Origin of the sequence: Pseudomonas helvetica, assembly GCF_039908645.1 — a bacterium.
Lineage (GTDB): Bacteria > Pseudomonadota > Gammaproteobacteria > Pseudomonadales > Pseudomonadaceae > Aquipseudomonas > Aquipseudomonas helvetica.
In genome coordinates, this window is record NZ_CP150917.1 from 5,858,106 (window position 1) to 5,877,350 (window position 19,245).

Genomic DNA, 19,245 nt, shown 5'->3' on the forward strand with positions numbered 1-19,245 from the left:
AGCTCGCATGAACACCGCCGCCGCTGTTGCCGACTTCCGCAGTTACCCTTTGATCAGTGCATTGACCACCGTGCAAACCCTGGCGGATCACGTGCTGGTGAAGTGGGCCGATGGCCGGGTCAGTCCTTTTCATCATCAATGGTTGCGCGACAACTGTCCGTGCCCGGTTTGCGTGTATGCCGTGACCCGTGAACAGGTGCTGGAAATCGTCGATGTCGCTGAAGATCTGTACCCCGTCGTGGCCCAAGTGGATGCTCAGGGCTGTCTGTCTATCGACTGGCTGGACGGCCATACCAGCCGCTTCGATCCCGGCTGGTTACGTGCTCACGCCTATGACGACGAATCCCGCGCCGAGCGCAGCGCCGGCAAACCTAAAAGCCAGTTGTGGAACAACCAACTGAAGCTGCCGGTGTTCGACTATCAGGCGGTAATGGACGATCCCAAGGCGCTGCTGCAATGGCTTCTGGCACTGCGCGATATCGGCCTGACCCAAGTACGCGGCGTCCCCACCGAACCCGGCTCACTGACGCACATTGCCAAGCGGATTTCGTTTATCCGCGAGAGCAATTTCGGTGTGCTGTTCAACGTGCAATCCAAGGCCGACGCCGACAGCAACGCTTACACCGCATTCAACCTGCCGCTGCACAGCGACCTGCCGACGCGCGAGTTGCAACCGGGGCTGCAATTCCTGCATTGCCTGGTCAATGACGCGGACGGCGGCGAGAGCATTTTTGTCGACGGTTTTGCCATTGCCGACGCCTTGCGTCAGGAAGACCCCGAGGCCTTCCGTGCGCTGTGCGAGATCCCCGTGGAGTTTCGCAACAAGGACCGCCACAGCGACTACCGCTGCCTGGCGCCGATCATCGCCCTCGATACGCTGGGACAGGTGTCGGAAATCCGCATGGCGAATTTCCTGCGAGGGCCGTTCGATGCTTCGGTCGAGCAGATGCCCAAGCTGTATCGGGCCTATCGACGCTTTATCGCCATGACCCGCGAAGCGCGTTTCCGGCTCATCACCCGTCTCAACCCCGGTGAAATGTGGTGCTTCGACAACCGCCGAACCCTGCATGCCCGTAACGCTTTCGACCCCACCAGCGGTGCCCGGCATTTTCAGGGCTGCTACATCGATCGCGATGAATTGCTCTCGCGCATCTTGGTGTTGCAACGCTAGACCGTGTCATCGTTCATCGTCGGAACGCCGCCCGGAGCAAACCTTGCTCCTACGAGGGTATCTGATTACCCCGCCTGTAGGAGCAAGGCTTGCCCGCGATGGCGTCGCCACAGACAACACACCCACACTGATTCACAGACAAAAAAAACCCCGATCAAGCCGTGACAGGATCGAGGCAGAAGTTACTGTTGAGGAGCTGTTGCGCGAGGGTGACCAAACCTTCGTGAAGCCAGCTAAATCCAGTGTGCCTACTCCCCACTCACGCAAGTTAGTCGAAAACGACCTGTTCATAGGTATTGCGGCCATTGCGACAAATCGTCCTTGCCCCGCCCCATCACCGCTACCAGAATCGAACCACGACACCGTTCCCTGAAGAAGGATTGCGTCATGATGCACGCTGATTTGATTGACCAGGAAGACCTGTTGGGCCAGCTCAAGGCACGCGGATTTGAAGTCCCGATGGGAGCCACTGCAGAGCAGGCCTGTGAATGCGCGGTACGTGGCCTGGATGACACGCGAGCCTATGAGCTGCGCAAAATGGTCAAGGATATGTACACCAGCAGCGCGACTATTCTGCCCGCCGTGCGCCAGGCGATCGACAAGCAACTGCTGCCGGCATTGGCGCTGTACCAGCAGAGCCGTAGCGCCTGATCACTCTCTGTGGCGAGGGAGCTTGCTCCCGCTCGACCGCAAAGCGGTCGCAAATCCGGTAAACGCGTTTGACTGACATTGCGCGTTCTTCGATTTGGGGCTGCTACGCAGCCCAGCGGGAGCAAGCTCCCTCGCAACAAAAGCGCGCTCAGTTAGAGCCTTACGCTAGCGAAAGTCGACTCGTTGCGCGCCTGACTCAACGCCGACATCGGTCCGGACAACGGTGCCAATACCAGTGCCTGCGGGATCGGCATCATTGCCACCTGTTGGGTGGTGTTGGAACCGACGCGTTCGTCACGCGGTGGAATGCCGAAGTATTCGCGGTAGCACTTGGAGAAGTGCGGGGTCGACACGAAGCCGCAGACCGAGGCCACTTCGATGATCGACATCGGCGTTTGCTTGAGCAATTGCCGGGCGCGGATCAGCCGCAGCTTGAGGTAGTAGCGCGACGGCGAGCAGTGCAGGTATTTCTGGAACAGCCGCTCCAGCTGACGACGTGATACCGCGACGTACACCGCCAATTCATCGAGGTCGATCGGCTCTTCAAGGTTGGCTTCCATCAGCGCGACGATTTCCTGCAACTTCGGCTGATTGGTGCCCAGCATGTGCTTGAGCGGCACGCGCTGGTGATCCTGTTCGTTGCGAATGCGCTCGTAGACAAACATTTCCGAGATCGCCGCCGACAGTTCGCGGCCGTGGTCGCGGCTGATCAGGTGCAGCATCATGTCCAGTGGCGCGGTGCCGCCAGAGCTGGTGAACCGGTTACGGTCGAGGGTGAACAAGCGAGTGCTCATCGCCACCCGCGGGAAAGCTTCCTGCATCGACGCCAGACATTCCCAGTGCACGCTGCAATCGAAACCGTCCAGCAGACCGGCGCAGGCCAGGGCCCAACTACCGGTGCAGACCGCTCCGAGACGGCGCGACTGACGGGCCTGGCTTTGCAGCCACGACACGTGTTCACGGGTTACGGTGCGTTGAATGCCGATGCCGCCACAGACAATCACGGTGTCCAGGGGCGGGGCTTTGTGCATGGAGGCGTCAGGGGTGATTTGCAGGCCGTCACTGGCCCATACCTGGCCGCCGTCAACGGTGAGCGTGCTCCAGCGATACAACTCGCGACCGGACAATTGGTTGGCCATGCGCAGGGGTTCTACTGCAGAGGCCAGAGAAATCAGCGTGAAATTGTCCAGCAGCAAAAAGCCGATGGATTGAGGCGCACGGTTCTGGGGTTGGGCCCCGGAGTTGAACGACGTCATCGCGGTATCTCCTCACACAAAGCGGGTGATGGCCTCAGGCGGAGGCTCTTGTTATGGCCATCGTTCTCTTGCGTGAGACGGGGCTTTGTTATGACAGAGCAATTGCCATGCCTAAAATTGAATGCTCATTCAATAACTCCTGAAAACGACGTCGCGATGTGTCTATATGTGTCTATAGAGCTCAGTCGATGCGCAAGGGTTATCAGGCTGGCAGATGCCCTACCCCGCGGGGTGTGAGCAAATCGGTAGCACTTTTGGGAAGCGCATCAAAAGTGCCGGGAAAGAGTGTCACCCCAAGCACAGGTGACGAGCGGTCAGCGCCCGGAATGACGTCTGACCGCAGGAGATTTTTGTTGCCTATTTGCGACGCGCTAAAAGGTGGCGCTCAGTTGGATCAGTGTTCACTTAGCGCGCAGTTTTGACTGGTCCACTGTGGCGAGGGAGAGAGCTTGCTCCCGCTCGGGCGCTGCAGTCGTAAAGATTCAGGGCCACTTCGCGCCCCAGCGGGAGCAAGCTCCCTCGCCACAGGGCTCTGCGATCTCAGCACTCAACCGCGCTGACCGCCAACCCACCGCGTGATGTCTCTTTATATTTATCGTGCATGTCGGCGCCGGTATCGCGCATGGTGCGGATCACCCGGTCCAGCGAGATGAAGTGCTGACCGTCGCCGCGCAAGGCCATTTGTGCAGCATTGATCGCCTTCACCGCGGCAATCGCGTTGCGCTCGATGCACGGCACCTGCACCAGCCCGCCGACCGGATCGCACGTCAGGCCAAGGTTATGCTCCAGACCGATTTCCGCCGCGTTGCAGAGTTGCTCCGGCGTCGCCCCAAGAATCTCCGCCAACCCCGCCGCCGCCATCGCGCAAGCCGATCCGACTTCGCCCTGGCAGCCGACTTCAGCGCCGGAAATCGAGGCGTTCTTTTTACACAGAATCCCGACCGCTGCTGCACCAAGGAAATAGTCGACGACATTAGCGTCCGTCACCGCCTCGCTGAACTTCATGAAGTAGTGCAACACCGCCGGGATGATTCCCGCTGCGCCGTTAGTCGGTGCCGTGACCATCCGCCCGCCTGCCGCATTTTCTTCGTTAACCGCGAGGGCGAACAGGTTGACCCACTCCATGGCGCTCAAGGTCGAGCCGATCACGTTGGGCTTGTTCAGCTCTTGCAGGCTGCGGTGCAATTTAGCGGCGCGGCGGCGCACATTCAGGCCACCAGGCAGGATTCCTTCGTGCTTGAGGCCCTGCTCGACGCAGTCCTGCATGGCACGCCAGAGCTTCATCAGGCCGCTGCGGATTTCCTCTTCCGAACGCCAGACCTTTTCGTTCGCCATCATCAACTCGGCGACGCGCAAGTTGTGTTTCTTGCACAGGGCAAGCAGCTCCGCTGCGCTGGAAAAATCGTAAGGCAATACGGTGCTGTCCAGGTCGACCACGCCGCTTGAAGCCTGCGCCTCATCAACGACAAAGCCACCGCCGACTGAATAGTAGGTGTCGCGGTGCAACTCAGCGTTTTCGCCTTCAGCCACCAGGGTCATCGCATTGGGATGGAATGGCAGGTTCTCATCGATCAGGCGCATGTCCCGCGCCCAGATGAAGGGCACCGGCAAGCGACCATCGAGCAACAGGGTATGGGTTTCACGCAAGGTGTCGATGCGAATGCCGATTTGCGACGGGTCAATCGCGTCCGGCCATTCACCCATCAAACCCATGATCACCGCATTGTCGCTGCCGTGACCGATGCCGGTAGCCGACAACGAACCGAACAGCTGGACTTCGATCCGGTGCACCTGCTCCAGCAGCCCCTTCTCGCGCAACGATTCGACGAACAACGCCGCAGCGCGCATAGGCCCCACCGTGTGCGAACTAGAGGGGCCAATACCGATTTTGAACAGGTCGAAAACACTGATAGCCATGACTTGCGAGACTCCTCGATGAGCAGATTCCAGGTGTCAAAGCACCCGGTGACGGAGCTGCTACGCTCAAGCTGCGATCCGCCGAGATAACCGCATCATCGGGCTTTTGCGATGTCGTTCGACGTCTCACACCGACGTACCCATGCTCACCAACGCCGCTGGCCGCAGACGGCATGTTTTGGCCGTTTTTTTACAGTTCAGAGGACTAAAAAGCGCTGAATAAAGCTGTAAACGACCTCACCGACACTGGATGCGACCATCCCTGTACTGGATACGACGCACCCTGTAGGCGTCAGAATTTCACTGGTCCATGATCAGTCTCGACTCGATTGCACGGCGCTGTGGTAGAGCAGTCTCCATACGCCGACCAACCGCAACACTCATAAGTGCGGTCAGAACACCGCCCAAAAAAACACTCAGGAGTCCACCCATGAAAATAGGTTCCCCGTCGTTGTTGTTGGCCGCGATGCTGAGTCTGCCGCTTCTGGCTCATGCCGCAGAACCGGCGCAGTGCAGCACCGTAAACTTCTCCGATGTCGGCTGGACCGACATCACCGCCACAACGGCGACCACCAGCGTCGTGCTCGACGCGCTGGGCTACAAGACCAAGACCACCATGATTTCCGTGCCGGTGACCTACAAGTCCCTGGCCGACGGCAAGAACATGGATGTGTTCCTCGGCAACTGGATGCCGACCATGGAAAACGACATCAAGGCCTACCGTGATGCCGGCACCGTGGAAACCGTGCGCACTAACCTCAAGGGCGCCAAGTACACCCTGGCGGTACCGCAAGCGCTTTACGACAAAGGCCTGCATGACTTCGCCGATATAACCAAATTCAAGAAAGAACTCGACGGCAAAATCTATGGCATCGAGCCGGGTAACGATGGCAACCGCCTGATCCAGAGTATGATCGACAAGAACGCCTTCGGCCTCAAAGACGCTGGTTTCAAAGTGGTCGAGTCCAGCGAAGCCGGCATGCTCTCGCAAGTCGACCGCGCTCAGAAGCGCGATACCGCCGTGGTGTTCCTGGGCTGGGCACCGCACCCGATGAACAAGCGCTTCAAGATCCAGTACCTCACCGGCGGCGATGATTATTTCGGCCCGGATTTCGGTGCGGCGACAGTCCTGACCAACACCCGCAAGGGCTACACCCAGGAATGCAGCAACGTTGGCCAGTTGCTGAAGAATCTGGAGTTCACCGTAGACATGGAAAGCTCGCTGATGGGCAACATCCTGGACGACAAGATGAAACCTGAAGCAGCTGCCAAGGCCTGGCTGAAAAAGAACCCACAGGTACTCGATACCTGGCTCGCTGGCGTGACCACCATTGACGGTAAACCTGGCCTGGAAGCCGTGAAAGCCAAGCTTGCAAAGTAATCGTTGACGCCGGGCGAGTTCGCTCGCCCGGGCTGTTTTTTTCCTCGCATGCGGACGTTCACTACCATGCTGATTGATCAGAAAATCCCTTTAGGCCAGTACATCGCTGCCTTCGTTGAATGGTTGACGCAACACGGCGCCAGCACATTCGATGCGATCGCCACGACACTGGAAACGATGATCCACGGCGTGACGTTTGCGCTGACCTGGTTCAACCCGCTGGCACTGATCGGATTGATCGCACTGCTGGCTCACTTCATCCAACGCAAATGGGGCCTGACCGCTTTCGTGATCGCCTCCTTCCTGCTGATCCTCAATCTGGGTTACTGGCAGGAAACCATGGAAACCCTCGCCCAGGTGCTGTTCGCTACCTTTGTCTGCGTGATCATTGGCGTGCCGTTGGGCATCGTCGCCGCGCACAAACCGATGTTCTACACGATGATGCGTCCGGTGCTCGATCTGATGCAGACCGTACCGACGTTCGTGTACCTCATTCCTACCCTGACCCTGTTCGGTCTGGGTGTGGTCCCGGGTCTGATTTCAACGGTAGTGTTCGCGATTGCCGCGCCTATTCGTCTGACCTACCTGGGCATCCGCGATGTGCCGCAAGAACTGATGGACGCCGGCAAGGCCTTTGGCTGCTCGCGTCGTCAGCTGCTCTCGCGTATTGAACTGCCCCACGCGATGCCAAGCATCGCCGCCGGTATCACCCAGTGCATCATGCTGTCGTTGTCGATGGTGGTGATCGCGGCACTGGTGGGCGCCGATGGCCTGGGCAAACCCGTGGTCAACGCACTGAACACTGCCGATATCGCCCTGGGCTTCGAAGCCGGGTTGGCGATCGTACTGCTGGCGATCATGCTCGACCGTATCTGCAAACAACCCGACGCCAAAGTAGGGGGTGACGCATGAGCATAATTCGCTTCGATAACGTCGACGTTATCTTCTCCAAGGATCCACGCGAGGCCCTCAAGCTGCTGGATCAGGGCATGACCCGCGACCAGATCCTGAAGAAAACCGGGCAAATTGTTGGCGTTGAAAAAGCCAGCCTGGACATCGAGAAAGGCGAAATCTGCGTGCTGATGGGCCTCTCCGGCTCCGGCAAATCCAGCTTGCTGCGCTGCATCAACGGCTTGAACACGGTCAGCCGTGGCAAGCTGTTCGTCGAGCATGAAGGCCGCCAGATCGACATCGCCTCCTGCACCCCGGCCGAGCTGAAAATGATGCGCACCAAACGCATCGCCATGGTGTTCCAGAAGTTCGCCCTGATGCCTTGGCTGACGGTGCGCGAGAACATCAGCTTCGGTCTCGAAATGCAGGGTCGTCCCGAGAAGGAACGTCGCCAGTTGGTCGATGAAAAGCTCGAACTGGTGGGCCTGACCCAATGGCGTAACAAGAAGCCCGACGAACTTTCCGGCGGCATGCAGCAACGTGTGGGCCTGGCCCGCGCGCTGGCGATGGACGCCGACATCCTGCTGATGGACGAACCCTTCTCGGCACTCGACCCGCTGATTCGCCAGGGTCTGCAAGATGAACTGCTGGAACTGCAACGCAAGCTGCACAAGACCATCGTCTTTGTAAGTCACGATCTCGATGAAGCGCTGAAACTCGGCAGCCGCATCGCAATCATGAAAGACGGCCGGATCATCCAGTACAGCAAGCCGGAAGAAATCGTCCTCAACCCGGCCGATGACTACGTGCGGACCTTCGTCGCGCACACCAACCCGCTGAACGTACTGTGCGGTCGCAGCCTGATGCGCACGCTGGACAACTGCAAACGCATCAACGGCTCGGTATGCCTGGATCCGGGTGGCGATTCGTGGCTGGACCTGGCCGAAGGCAACACCATCAAAGGCGCACGCCAGAACGGTTCCAGCCTGGACCTGCAGAACTGGGTACCGGGGCAAGCGGTGGAAGGCCTGGGCCGTCGCCCAACGCTGGTGGACTCGAACATCGGCATGCGCGACGCGCTGCAGATTCGTTATCAGACCGGCAACAAGCTGGTACTGCACGACAACAATAAAGTGGTGGGGATTCTCGGCGACAGCGAGCTGTACCACGCGCTGCTCGGCAAGAACCTGGGGTAAGACAGCAGACACAAAAACGCCGCGAGAGGATCGCGGCGTTTTTGTTAGTGCAACAGTTGGACTGCAAACACAGACTACTGTGGCGAGGGGGCTTGCCCCCGTTGGGTCGCGCAGCGGCCCCAAAATCTGGCACCACGGTGCTTCTGAGAGATCGCGTTATCCGGATTTACGACTGCTGCGCAGTCGAGCGGGGCGTTGCGGCGTTCCGACAAGCCCCCTCACCACAACGGAGCCGCGGTGCAGTTGATGCACCGCGTCACTTAAGTCTTAGCTATAGACACGGCCCAGGAGCTGTCGATGGCTTTCAAACTGATCGAGCACATCACGGGTGATCTGATCCTGAGTGAAACCCATCAAGTCGTACTCCTGGCTGCCGTTGTGCAGGTACACCTCGGCGCGGTAGTAACGCGTGCGCGCTTCATCCGGGTTCGGCGACTCGCTCGGCGCAGCCAGATAGCCGTCCAGGCTCACTTCGTAGACAAACGGATTGCCCTCTTCCATCTCGATCCGCACGCCCATGCAACGCTTGGCTTTACCCAGCAACGTTTGCACGTCCAGCCCCTGAGTACGCAATTGCGCCGCCGCATCTTCCAGCGCCGGGCTGACGTGTTTGTCCATGAAGCGCTGAACGATCGACTGGCTCGGTTGCAGGTCCAGCTGGGTCAGACGCTCGCTGAAACCACGACGACCACGCGCCGCCAGTTCGGCTTGTTCCTGCTCGATCTGCACGTCCTGGCGCATGGCCTTGTGCAAGCCGAACATGAAGAACACCAGCACCACCGAGAACGGCAGACCGGCCAGCACCACCATGGTTTGCATGGCTTCGAAGTTACCGGCGAGCAGCAGGCCAATGGTCACCAGCGTGATCACCACCGACCAGAAGATCCGCAGCCAGTGCGGCGCGTCTTCGTCGACGTTGCCGCCCTTGCAGGACAGGTTCGCCATCATCACCGCGCCAGAGTCGGCCGGGGTCAGGAACAACACGAAGCCGACAAAAATCGACACGCCGATCACGATCTTCGACGCCGGGTAGTGCTCAAGCAGCTGATAGATCGCCATGGACGGCTGTTCCAGCGCCGTCTTCCCGAGCTCCACCGCCCCGTGATTCATCACCAGATCCAGTGCCGAGTTACCGAAGATCGACAACCAGGCCAAGGTGAAGCCCAGCGGAATCAGCAGCACACCGGCCACCAGTTCACGCACGGTACGACCGCGAGAAATACGCGCGATGAACATGCCTACGAATGGCGCCCAGGAAATCCACCAGGCCCAGTAGAACAGGGTCCACAGGCCCAACCAGCGCTCGGATTTGGCGTTGTCGGCTTCGTACACGTACAGGTCGAAAGTTTTCAGCACCACACCGTTCAGGTAGTCGCCGATGTTCTGCACGAAGCCGTTAAGCAGGTGCAAGGTCGGGCCGAACAGCAGGACGAAAATCAGCAGGCCGCTGAACAGCACGATGTTCAGGTTGGACAGACGGCGGATACCGTTTTCCACGCCCGACACGGCAGCGATGGTCGCCACAGTGCTCATCACGATGATCACGATCAGCAGGTTGGTGTCGCTGTGCGCCATGCCGAACAGGTTCTCAAGACCCGACGACACTTGCAGCGAGCCAATCCCCAGGTTGGTCACCAGACCCAGCAGGGTCACGAACATGCCGAAACCGTCCACCGCATGACCGGCCGCGCCTTTGACCCAACGCTCGCCCACCAGCGGATACAGCGCCGAACGCAACGCCAGCGGCTGGTTATGACGGTACGCAAAGTACGCCACGGCCAGACCGACCAAGGCGTAGATCGCCCAGCCATGCAGCCCCCAATGCAGGAACGTCAGCTGTACTGCCTGACGCGCTGCCAGGTTGCTGCCCGCCGCGCCTTCCGGCGGATTGAAGTAGTGATCCAGCGGTTCGGATGCACCGAAGTACAGCAGCGAGATACCGATACCGGACGAGAACAGCATCCCGGCCCAGGCGCCATAGCTGAAGTCCGGGGTATCGTCCTTGCTACCCAGCTTGAGCTTGCCGTAGGACGAGAACGCCAGGCCGACGACGAATACCAAATAGGCGGCGATCACCACCATGTAGTACCAGCCGAAGCTGCGCGACAACCACGCCTGAGCGATCCCCAGCATTCTCCCGGCTTCTTGCGGCGCGGCGATGAGGATGGCGGTCAGCAGCAGGATCAATGCGGTCGAGGTGTAGAACACCCAACCGTTGACCGTCACCTTCTCGGGTGGGGTCTTTATAAGAGAGGCAGAACTCATTGCACAGATGCTCCAGGCAGTGCGAGAGAAAGACACAAGGCAAAGCAGTACCCGACCAATCGGTTAGTTGGCAGCCGACCTGCGGGTGATATAAAGACACCCCGAAAAAAGCCCGAAACCGCGGCAGCCGTGTTGAAAACCGACCTCGAAGATCGCGCGCGCGTACATGACGCAGCGCATGACCCTGAGCGTCTTGCCCATACAACGCGTCCATTGAAATCGGTTCGCAGCATGCCCTGTGCGGGTTTCGAGCATTTTTCGGATGTCGTTTTTCCGCCAACCACATGTAGGAAAAACCTGTAGGCAGCGACGATTTGTCGCAGATCTTATTCTTTGTTGATTGAACGTTCAATCAAAACAAAATAGACTGGCCCTCAATCCGGTAGCCGTTTTTCGCCCACCGGGAGGCCTAAGGAGATGTGCAAGATGCCCAAGGTCGGTATGCAACCCATCCGCCGTCAGCAGTTGATCGAAGCCACATTGCAGGCCGTCGATCGAGTCGGGATGGGGGACGCCAGCATTGCGCTGATCGCCCGTTTGGCTGGTGTCTCGAATGGCATCATCAGTCACTATTTTCAGGACAAGAATGGCCTGATCGCCGCCACGATGCGGTATCTGATGAGCGTCCTCAGCGAGAACGTCACCGCGCGCCGCCTGGCGCTGGGAGATAACAGCCCGCGGGCTCATCTTCAGGTGATTATCGAAGGCAACTTCGACGCCAGCCAGGTCAATGGCCCGGCAATGAAAACCTGGTTGGCCTTCTGGGCAACCAGCATGCACCAACCGTCTTTACACAGGTTGCAGCGGATCAACGATCACCGCCTGTATTCCAACCTGTGCTGCGAGTTCCGCCGAGTGCTGCCGCTTGATCAGGCACGCAACGCAGCACGCGGGCTGGCGGCTCTGATTGACGGTTTGTGGTTGCGCGGCGCGCTGTCGGGAGACGCTTTCGACACCGAGCAGGCGCAACGAATCGCTTACGAATATATGGATATCCAACTGGCTAAACAGGAGCTGCTAGAGCACACATAACCGCTCGGCCCCTGAACGGCGACTGATCAACGTGCCCAGGTTTTACGGCACGTCCAGTGGCTGACGCCAATAACTAAATGCACTTGCGAGGACTCTATGGCCCGTTTCGAACTGCAAAAACTCTACATCGACGGCGGTTACTCCGACGCCAGCGGCGACGCCACCTTCGAAGCCATCAACCCGGCTAACGGTGAAGTTCTCGCCACAGTGCAACGTGCAACCTTCGCCGACGTTGAGCGCGCTGTCGTCAGCGCCGAAAAGGGCCAGAAAATCTGGGCCGCGATGACTGCCATGGAGCGTTCGCGCATCCTGCGTCGCGCCGTAGAAATCCTGCGCGAGCGCAACGATGAACTGGCCGCACTGGAAACCCTGGACACCGGCAAGGCGTACTCCGAAACCCGCTACGTCGACATCGTTACCGGCGCTGACGTACTGGAATACTACGCAGGCCTGGTGCCAGCCATCGAAGGCGAACAAATCCCGCTGCGCACCACCTCGTTCGTCTACACCCGTCGCGAGCCTCTGGGCATCGTGGCCGGTATCGGCGCGTGGAACTACCCGATCCAGATCGCCCTGTGGAAATCCGCTCCAGCCCTGGCGGCCGGTAACGCGATGATCTTCAAGCCAAGCGAAGTCACTTCCCTGACCACCTTGAAACTGGCTGAGATCTACACCGAAGCGGGCCTGCCAGCAGGCGTGTTCAACGTTCTGACCGGTAGCGGCCGTGAAGTCGGCACCTGGCTGACCGAGCACCCACGCATCGAAAAAATCTCCTTCACCGGCGGCACCGACACCGGCAAGAAGGTCATGGCCAGCGCTTCCGGCTCGTCCTTGAAAGACGTGACCATGGAACTGGGCGGCAAATCCCCGCTGATCATTTTCGACGACGCCGACCTCGATCGCGCCGCCGACACCGCGATGATGGCCAACTTCTACAGCTCCGGCCAGGTCTGCACCAACGGCACTCGCGTGTTCGTACCGAGCCACCTGAAAGCCGCTTTCGAAGCCAAGATCGTGGAACGCGTTGCGCGCATCCGCGTCGGCAACCCGGAAGACGAAAACACCAACTTCGGCCCGCTGGTCAGCTTCGCCCACATGGAAAGTGTGCTCGGCTACATCGCCAAAGGTAAGGAAGAAGGCGCGCGCCTGCTGTGCGGCGGCGAGCGTCTGACCGAAGGCGAATTCGCCAAAGGCGCCTTCGTGGCACCGACCGTGTTCACCGACTGCACCGACGAGATGACCATCGTTCGTGAAGAAATCTTTGGCCCGGTGATGAGCATCCTCACCTACGAAACTGAAGAAGAAGTGATCCGCCGCGCCAACGACACCGAGTTCGGTCTGGCCGCTGGCGTCGTCACCAAGGATCTGAACCGCGCTCACCGCGTGATTCATCAACTGGAAGCCGGTATCTGCTGGATCAACGCCTGGGGCGAGTCCGACGCCAAGATGCCGGTCGGCGGCTACAAGCAGTCGGGTGTGGGCCGTGAGAACGGCATCAGCTCGCTGAACAACTTCACCCGCATCAAATCGGTACAGGTCGAGCTGGGCGATTACGCCTCGGTGTTCTGATCTGACGCACAACCTGTGGCTGGGGCCTTTTGTGGCGAGGGAGCTTGCTCCCGCTGGGCCGCGAAGCGGCCCCAACCCAGGCGCTGTGTTTCTTCAGACAAATCACAGTCGCTGATTTTGCGACTGCTGCGCAGCCGAGCGGGAGCAAGCTCCCTCGCCACAATTGGGTGGCGCCAGGCTCGCGACCTGACCACAATTCAAGAGGGTGCATTCAATGTCCCACGAATACGACTACATCATCATCGGGGCCGGCTCTGCCGGTAACACCCTGGCGACCCGTCTGACTGAAGACGCAGGCGTCACCGTCCTGCTGCTCGAAGCCGGCGGCCCGGACTACCGTTTAGACTTCCGCACGCAAATGCCTGCGGCACTGGCGTTCCCGCTGCAAGGCCGTCGCTACAACTGGGCCTACGAGACCGATCCGGAGCCACACATGGACGGCCGCCGGATGGAATGCGGTCGCGGCAAGGGCCTGGGCGGTTCTTCGCTGATCAACGGCATGTGCTACATCCGCGGTAATGCCATGGACTACGATGGCTGGGCGAAAAACCCTGGCCTGGAAGACTGGACCTACCTGGACTGCCTGCCGTATTTCCGCAAAGCGGAAACCCGCGACATCGGCCCGAACGACTACCACGGTGGCGAAGGCCCGGTCAGCGTGACCACGCCTAAAGCCGGCAACAACCCGCTGTTCCACGCGATGGTTGAAGCAGGCGTACAAGCCGGTTACCCGCGTACCGAAGACCTGAACGGCTACCAGCAGGAAGGTTTCGGTCCGATGGACCGTACCGTAACGCCTAAAGGCCGTCGCTCCAGCACCGCGCGCGGCTACCTGGACATCGCCAAAAAGCGTTCGACGCTGAACATCGTCACCCACGCCCTGACCGACAAGATTCTGTTCGAAGGCAAGCGTGCGATCGGCGTACGTTACCTGGTGGGCAGCGCCGAAGAACCTGTTGAAGCCCGTGCACGCAAAGAAGTGTTGCTGTGCAGCGGCGCGATTGCTTCGCCGCAAATCCTCCAACGCTCCGGCGTCGGCCCGGCCAAGCTGCTCAAGAGCCTCGACATTCCGGTGGTTCACGATCTGCCAGGCGTCGGCGAGAACCTGCAGGACCACCTGGAGCTGTACCTGCAATACGCGTGCACCCAGCCGGTTTCGCTATACCCGTCGCTGCTCTGGTACAACCAGCCGGCCATTGGTGCCGAGTGGTTGTTCAATGGCACCGGTATCGGCGCCAGCAACCAGTTCGAGGCTGGCGGTTTTATCCGTACGCGTCCGGACTTCGAATGGCCGAACATTCAGTACCACTTCCTGCCGGTGGCGATTAACTACAACGGCAGCAACGGCGTGAAAGAGCACGGTTTCCAGGCGCACATGGGCTCCATGCGTTCGCCAAGCCGTGGCCGCATCCAGGTCAAATCCAAGGATCCGCGCCAGCACCCGAGCATCCTGTTCAACTACATGGCCACCGAGCAAGACTGGCAGGAATTCCGTGACGGCATCCGCCTGACCCGTGAAATCATGCAGCAGCCGGCACTCGACGCGTTCCGTGGTCGCGAGCTGAGCCCAGGCATCGAAGTGCAAACCGATGAGCAACTCGACAAGTTCATCCGTGAACACGCCGAAACCGCGTTCCACCCGTCCTGCTCGTGCAAAATGGGCACCGACGAAATGGCCGTGGTCGATGGCCAGGGTCGCGTCCACGGAATGCAGGGTCTGCGTGTGGTCGATGCTTCGATCATGCCGCTGATCACCACCGGTAACCTGAACGCGCCAACGATCATGATCGCCGAGAAAATCGCCGACAAGATCCGTGGTCGTCAGCCACTGCCACGCAGCAAGGCCAAATACTACGTCGCGGGCGACGCCCCGGTGCGTGGCAAGCCGTTGCGTGAAGTGGGCCCTACCGCGCAGTAACACCGCGCCTGCGGCGCATCGCGAGCAGGCTCGCTCCCACATTGGATTTGCATCGAATCGCTATTTAGCGTTCAACACAGATCAAGTGTGGGAGCTTGCTCGCGATGGCTTTCTAGCAAACAACACACCTCTCCCCGCCTTACATCCTTCCCACACCGCTTCACCCTTGATCCCACCCCCCGCGCAGGCCTACTCTAGTCACCGCGCAAACGTTTTACCCCCCCCCGCCCCCATCGACAAGCCGCCACCTGGCTGGCCACGAGGCTTACTCATGTTTGATGTCGTGTCTTCGAGCAAATGGCCCACCGGCTACCTGATCAACCCCAACGTAGAACCCCTCGATCCGAAATGGCTGAAGGAATTCAGCAAGATCCCCGCCGCCGCCGTCAGCGACTGCCTGGGTCGCAACGTCGGTGGCCTGGGCTTGAAAGCCTTCCACGGCAATGCGCCGATGCTCGGCAGTGCGCTGACGGTTCGCGTGCGCCCCGGCGACAACCTGATGATCCTCAAAGCCATGCAGATGGCCCGCCCGGGCGATGTGCTGGTGATCGACGGCAGTGCCGACCTGACCCGCGCGGTGTTCGGCGGCATCATGCGCGCCATGGCCCTCAAGGCCGGGATCGTCGGCGTGGTGATCAACGGCGCCCTGCGTGACCTCGACGAGTGGCAAACCGGTGAACTGCCGGCCTACGCCATCGGCGGCGTACACCGTGGCCCGAGCACCGACGGTGGCGGCGAAATCAACGTACCGATCTCCTGCGCCGGCATGCTGGTTGCCCCCGGTGACCTGATGATTGGCGACGGTGACGGCGTGGTAGCTGCCTCGCGCAGCGAACTGCCGGAACTGCTGGTGCGTTGCCACGACCTGCTGGCGCGGGAACAGGCTACGCTTGCGGCTATCGAAGCCGGAACGCTGGACCCGGATCGTTTCGACGCCATCCTGCGCGCCAAGGGTTGCCCGGTTTAACTGCCAAAGGCATCGCGGGCAAGCCTTGCTCCTACGGTTTTGTGGTTAATCTCACATCGATGATTCAACCCTGAACCTGTAGGAGCGAGGCTTGCCCGCGATGAGTCCCTCAAGGTTGCCGCTTCTCACAAGGAGGTTCCTCGCATGTTCGATTTCCACCCCCAGCTCAAGCAGCGCTTCGCTGCCTTGCGCACGGGCGCCGAGTTTTTTTCGCTGCGCTATGTGCGCGAGTCGGGTCAGTACCTGTCGGTACGCAAAAACGTTGCCGAGCCTCCAAGCCTGAGTCGCGATGAAGGGGCGATGCTGACTGCACGGGTCAATGGCGTCGAAGCCTATGCTGCGACCAACGACCTGTCGCCATCCGGCCTGCAAGCCGCCCTCGAGCGCGCCGAACGACAGGCCCGCTCGATTGCCGCCCACGCCCTGCTCGACCTGCGTCAGCAAACGGTTTCCAGCGAGCGCGCCGATTACCTGTCACCGAACCTTGAACAACCCTTCCCGTCCCTCAGCGATTGCTACCAACTGCTCGGCGCCGAATCCGCCGCCGTACCCAAGGACGAGCGACTGGTGAACTGGCAGGTCAGCATCGGCATCACCCATGTCGAGCAGATCTACCTCAACAGCGCCGGCGCCGAACTGCGTCAGGCACAACGCTTCGTCTACCCTGGGCTGGATGTCACCGCCTACGACGGTAACGACAGCCAGACCCGCAGCCTGGGCCGCGAAAACTTCGGCCAGCAAGGTGGCGCGGACGTGATCAGCCGCTGCGGCCTGATTGGCGCCGGCCCGCACGTCGCCGACCAGGCGCTGCAATTGCTGCTGGCACCCAACACTCCGCAAGGCAAACGCGACCTGCTGCTGATGCCGGACCAGATGATGCTGCAGATCCACGAGTCCATCGGCCACCCGCTGGAACTGGACCGCATCCTCGGCGACGAGCGCAATTACGCCGGCACCAGTTTCGTCAACACCAGCGATTTCGGCAGCCTGCAATACGGCTCCAAACTGCTCAATGTGACCTTCGACCCGGACATTCCCGAGCAGCTCGCCAGCTATGGTCATGACGACGATGGCACGGCGGCGAGCAAACAATTCCTGATCCACGAAGGCTTGTTGATTCGTCCGCTGGGTGGTGCGCTGTCGCAGTTCCGTGCCGGCCTCGACGGTGTCGCCAACAGCCGCGCCTGCGGCTGGAACCGCCCGCCCATCGACCGCATGGCCAACCTCAACATCGAGCCTGGCGACCAGTCGCTCGAACAGCTGATCAGCGGCATTGAACACGGCGTACTGATGTCGACTAACCGCTCATGGTCAATTGACGATGCGCGGAATAAATTCCAGTTCGGCTGCGAGTGGGGCCAGTTGATTGAAAACGGCGAACTCAAAGGCGTGGTGAAGAACCCGAACTACCGAGGCATTTCCGCGCAGTTCTGGCGCAACCTCAGCGCCGTTGGCGACACCAGCACCTTCAAGGTGCTGGGCACGCCGAATTGCGGCAAAGGCGAACCGAACCAGGTGATCCGCGTCGGCCATGCCTCACCGGCCTGCGTGTTCAGCAACATTGATGTGTTTGGAGGAGACGCCTGATGAGTACGACGTTGAGTCAGGTCGAACAATTCAAAGGACTGGTGGCCTGGTTGCGCAACGCGGTGCGCGAGCCTGAGCAATTCACCCTGAGCTACGCCGCCGAATCGTCGGCGTTTGTGCGCTTCAACCACGCCAAGGTGCGTCAGGCTGGCCAGGTCCAGCAAGCCAGCGTCGGTTTCAAATTGATCAATGACGGTCGGCATGCGGACCTGAGCATCACCCTCGCCGGTGATCCCGAGGTCGACCTTCAGCGCCTGGCCGAAGGTCTGCAACAGCTGCGCGAGACCCTGCCTCTGTTACCGCAGGATCCGTATCTGCTGCTCAACCACACCGGCTGGCAGAGCAAGAACATTCAGGATCACCCATTACCGGACACCGAGCAGGTGGTTGCCGAAATCGCCCGCGCTGCCGAAGGGCTCGATCTGGTCGGCTTCTACGCCGCCGGGCCGATCAGCCGGGGGTTCGCCAGTTCGTCCGGCGCCTTTGGCTGGCATCAGGCCAACAGCTTCAATTTCGACTTCAGCCTGTTCCACGCCAACGGCCAGGCGGTGAAAGCCAGCTACGCCGGGCACGACTGGAACAGCGAAGGTTTCGCCAAACGCTTCCAGCAGGCCCGCGAGCAACTGGAGTTCTTGGGGCGGCCACTGCGCACGTTGGCGCCGGGTCAATACCGCGCCTATCTGGCGCCAGCCGCTTTGGAGGAGATCGTCGGCATGCTCTGCTGGGGTGGTTTCTCCGCGCAGTCGATTGCCAGCAAAAGCAGCCCGCTGCAAAAACTCTACGCGGGTGATAGCGCGTTCAGCCCATTGCTCTCGCTGGATGAAAAAGTCAGCGGTTCCCTGAGCCCGGCGTTTTCCGGCGAAGGCTACCCGCGCAGTGATCTCGGGTTGATCGTTGCAGGCAAGGCGGGCGAGCGGCTGGTGGGTTCGCGCAGTGCCGCCGAATATGGCCTGACTGCCAACGGTGCCGGTGGCGGGGAGTCGCCAAGTGCCTTGAACATGGCCGCCGGTGTATTGCCGGAAGCCGAGATTCTCAAGCAGCTCGGCACTGGCCTGTACATCAGCAACCTGTGGTACCTGAATTACTCGGACCAACCGGCCGCACGCTTGACCGGCATGACCCGCTTCGCGACCTTCTGGGTCGAAAACGGCGAGATTCAGGCACCGGTCAGCACCATGCGCTTCGATGACAGCGCCTACAGCCTGCTCGGTTCGCAGCTGGAAGCACTGACGAGTGAGCGTGAGCTGATTCTGTCGCCCAGCACCTACAGCCAGCGGAACACGGCTTCGGCGGTGTTGCCGGGAGCGCTGGTCAGCCGCCTGACGTTGACCCTGTAAACACATAACACCTTGTGGCGAGGGAGCTTGCTCCCGCCGGCCGGTCCGCGTTCGGGTGCAGCAGTCGTAACCCAGCCAGTGCGGTCCGTCTGGTGAACCGCGTTTGC

General features: G+C 60.3%; 14 protein-coding genes and 1 pseudogene. 11 read left to right on the forward strand and 4 right to left on the reverse strand.

What is annotated here, in order from left to right:
• The first annotated feature begins 7 nt into the window (after positions 1-7).
• Positions 8-1,171, forward strand: coding sequence for a gamma-butyrobetaine dioxygenase (locus AABM55_RS27085; RefSeq protein WP_347928202.1), 1,164 nt, complete (start codon positions 8-10; stop codon positions 1,169-1,171).
• 387 nt (positions 1,172-1,558) lie between these two features.
• On the forward strand, positions 1,559-1,822 hold the full coding sequence (locus AABM55_RS27090) for a hypothetical protein (protein WP_019694012.1): 264 nt from the start codon (positions 1,559-1,561) through the stop codon (positions 1,820-1,822).
• A 152-nt stretch (positions 1,823-1,974) separates the two neighbouring features.
• Here the strand turns inward: AABM55_RS27090 and AABM55_RS27095 are convergent, their stop codons facing one another.
• Both AABM55_RS27095 and AABM55_RS27100 read right to left on the reverse strand, forming a co-directional pair.
• Positions 1,975-3,078: a GlxA family transcriptional regulator gene (locus tag AABM55_RS27095; protein ID WP_054594388.1), complete on the reverse strand. Its 1,104-nt coding sequence runs from the start codon at positions 3,076-3,078 to the stop codon at positions 1,975-1,977.
• A 540-nt stretch (positions 3,079-3,618) separates the two neighbouring features.
• Positions 3,619-4,995, reverse strand: a complete 1,377-nt coding sequence (locus AABM55_RS27100; RefSeq protein ID WP_054594389.1) for an L-serine ammonia-lyase — start codon at positions 4,993-4,995, stop codon at positions 3,619-3,621.
• A gap of 430 nt (positions 4,996-5,425) precedes the next feature.
• Here AABM55_RS27100 and AABM55_RS27105 point away from each other — a divergent pair, with 430 nt between their 5' ends.
• The 3 genes from AABM55_RS27105 (at position 5,426) to choV (ending at position 8,463) form a co-directional block, all read left to right on the forward strand.
• Complete coding sequence (locus tag AABM55_RS27105; protein WP_019694015.1) at positions 5,426-6,376, forward strand: choline ABC transporter substrate-binding protein; 951 nt, start codon at positions 5,426-5,428, stop codon at positions 6,374-6,376.
• Positions 6,377-6,442: 66 nt separating this feature from the next.
• On the forward strand, positions 6,443-7,288 hold the full coding sequence (gene choW, locus AABM55_RS27110) for a choline ABC transporter permease subunit (protein WP_054594390.1): 846 nt from the start codon (positions 6,443-6,445) through the stop codon (positions 7,286-7,288).
• Positions 7,285-8,463 (forward strand): choline ABC transporter ATP-binding protein, encoded by a 1,179-nt coding sequence (choV, locus tag AABM55_RS27115; protein WP_054594391.1) that lies wholly within the window; start codon positions 7,285-7,287, stop codon positions 8,461-8,463. Before choW ends, choV begins: the two co-directional genes overlap by 4 nt.
• Before the next feature lie 267 nt (positions 8,464-8,730).
• Here the strand turns inward: choV and AABM55_RS27120 are convergent, their stop codons facing one another.
• Positions 8,731-9,081: a hypothetical protein gene (locus AABM55_RS27120; protein ID WP_173859939.1), complete on the reverse strand. Its 351-nt coding sequence runs from the start codon at positions 9,079-9,081 to the stop codon at positions 8,731-8,733.
• A gap of 82 nt (positions 9,082-9,163) precedes the next feature.
• A pseudogene (locus AABM55_RS27125) lies at positions 9,164-10,671 on the reverse strand (BCCT family transporter); the annotation flags it as partial.
• A gap of 483 nt (positions 10,672-11,154) precedes the next feature.
• Here AABM55_RS27125 and betI point away from each other — a divergent pair.
• The 6 genes from betI to AABM55_RS27155 all read left to right on the forward strand — a co-directional run bounded on the left by betI (position 11,155) and on the right by AABM55_RS27155 (position 19,138).
• A complete protein-coding gene (gene betI, locus AABM55_RS27130) occupies positions 11,155-11,760 on the forward strand; it encodes a transcriptional regulator BetI (RefSeq protein ID WP_054594393.1) in 606 nt (201 codons plus the stop codon).
• 96 nt (positions 11,761-11,856) lie between these two features.
• Positions 11,857-13,329 (forward strand): betaine-aldehyde dehydrogenase, encoded by a 1,473-nt coding sequence (betB, locus tag AABM55_RS27135; protein ID WP_347928203.1) that lies wholly within the window; start codon positions 11,857-11,859, stop codon positions 13,327-13,329.
• Positions 13,330-13,543: 214 nt separating this feature from the next.
• A complete protein-coding gene (gene betA, locus AABM55_RS27140; protein ID WP_054594395.1) occupies positions 13,544-15,247 on the forward strand; it encodes a choline dehydrogenase in 1,704 nt (567 codons plus the stop codon).
• A gap of 271 nt (positions 15,248-15,518) precedes the next feature.
• Positions 15,519-16,214, forward strand: a complete 696-nt coding sequence (locus AABM55_RS27145; protein WP_054594399.1) for an RraA family protein — start codon at positions 15,519-15,521, stop codon at positions 16,212-16,214.
• Positions 16,215-16,358: 144 nt separating this feature from the next.
• On the forward strand, positions 16,359-17,801 hold the full coding sequence (locus tag AABM55_RS27150; protein WP_347928204.1) for a TldD/PmbA family protein: 1,443 nt from the start codon (positions 16,359-16,361) through the stop codon (positions 17,799-17,801).
• Positions 17,801-19,138: a TldD/PmbA family protein gene (locus tag AABM55_RS27155; protein ID WP_347928205.1), complete on the forward strand. Its 1,338-nt coding sequence runs from the start codon at positions 17,801-17,803 to the stop codon at positions 19,136-19,138. The genes AABM55_RS27150 and AABM55_RS27155 overlap by 1 nt, the downstream gene beginning before the upstream one ends.
• The last annotated feature ends 107 nt before the right edge of the window (positions 19,139-19,245 follow it).

Excerpts from the sequence above, each read along its gene's own strand:
- AABM55_RS27085 (WP_347928202.1), top strand. The coding sequence starts at position 8 with ATGAACACCGCCGCCGCTGTTGCCGACTTCCGCAGTTACCCTTTGATC.
- AABM55_RS27090 (WP_019694012.1), top strand. The coding sequence starts at position 1,559 with ATGATGCACGCTGATTTGATTGACCAGGAAGACCTGTTGGGCCAGCTC.
- AABM55_RS27095 (WP_054594388.1), bottom strand. The coding sequence starts at position 3,078 with ATGACGTCGTTCAACTCCGGGGCCCAACCCCAGAACCGTGCGCCTCAA.
- AABM55_RS27100 (WP_054594389.1), bottom strand. The coding sequence starts at position 4,995 with ATGGCTATCAGTGTTTTCGACCTGTTCAAAATCGGTATTGGCCCCTCT.
- AABM55_RS27105 (WP_019694015.1), top strand. The coding sequence starts at position 5,426 with ATGAAAATAGGTTCCCCGTCGTTGTTGTTGGCCGCGATGCTGAGTCTG.
- choW (WP_054594390.1), top strand. The coding sequence starts at position 6,443 with ATGCTGATTGATCAGAAAATCCCTTTAGGCCAGTACATCGCTGCCTTC.
- choV (WP_054594391.1), top strand. The coding sequence starts at position 7,285 with ATGAGCATAATTCGCTTCGATAACGTCGACGTTATCTTCTCCAAGGAT.
- AABM55_RS27120 (WP_173859939.1), bottom strand. The coding sequence starts at position 9,081 with ATGGACAAACACGTCAGCCCGGCGCTGGAAGATGCGGCGGCGCAATTG.
- betI (WP_054594393.1), top strand. The coding sequence starts at position 11,155 with ATGCCCAAGGTCGGTATGCAACCCATCCGCCGTCAGCAGTTGATCGAA.
- betB (WP_347928203.1), top strand. The coding sequence starts at position 11,857 with ATGGCCCGTTTCGAACTGCAAAAACTCTACATCGACGGCGGTTACTCC.
- betA (WP_054594395.1), top strand. The coding sequence starts at position 13,544 with ATGTCCCACGAATACGACTACATCATCATCGGGGCCGGCTCTGCCGGT.
- AABM55_RS27145 (WP_054594399.1), top strand. The coding sequence starts at position 15,519 with ATGTTTGATGTCGTGTCTTCGAGCAAATGGCCCACCGGCTACCTGATC.
- AABM55_RS27150 (WP_347928204.1), top strand. The coding sequence starts at position 16,359 with ATGTTCGATTTCCACCCCCAGCTCAAGCAGCGCTTCGCTGCCTTGCGC.
- AABM55_RS27155 (WP_347928205.1), top strand. The coding sequence starts at position 17,801 with ATGAGTACGACGTTGAGTCAGGTCGAACAATTCAAAGGACTGGTGGCC.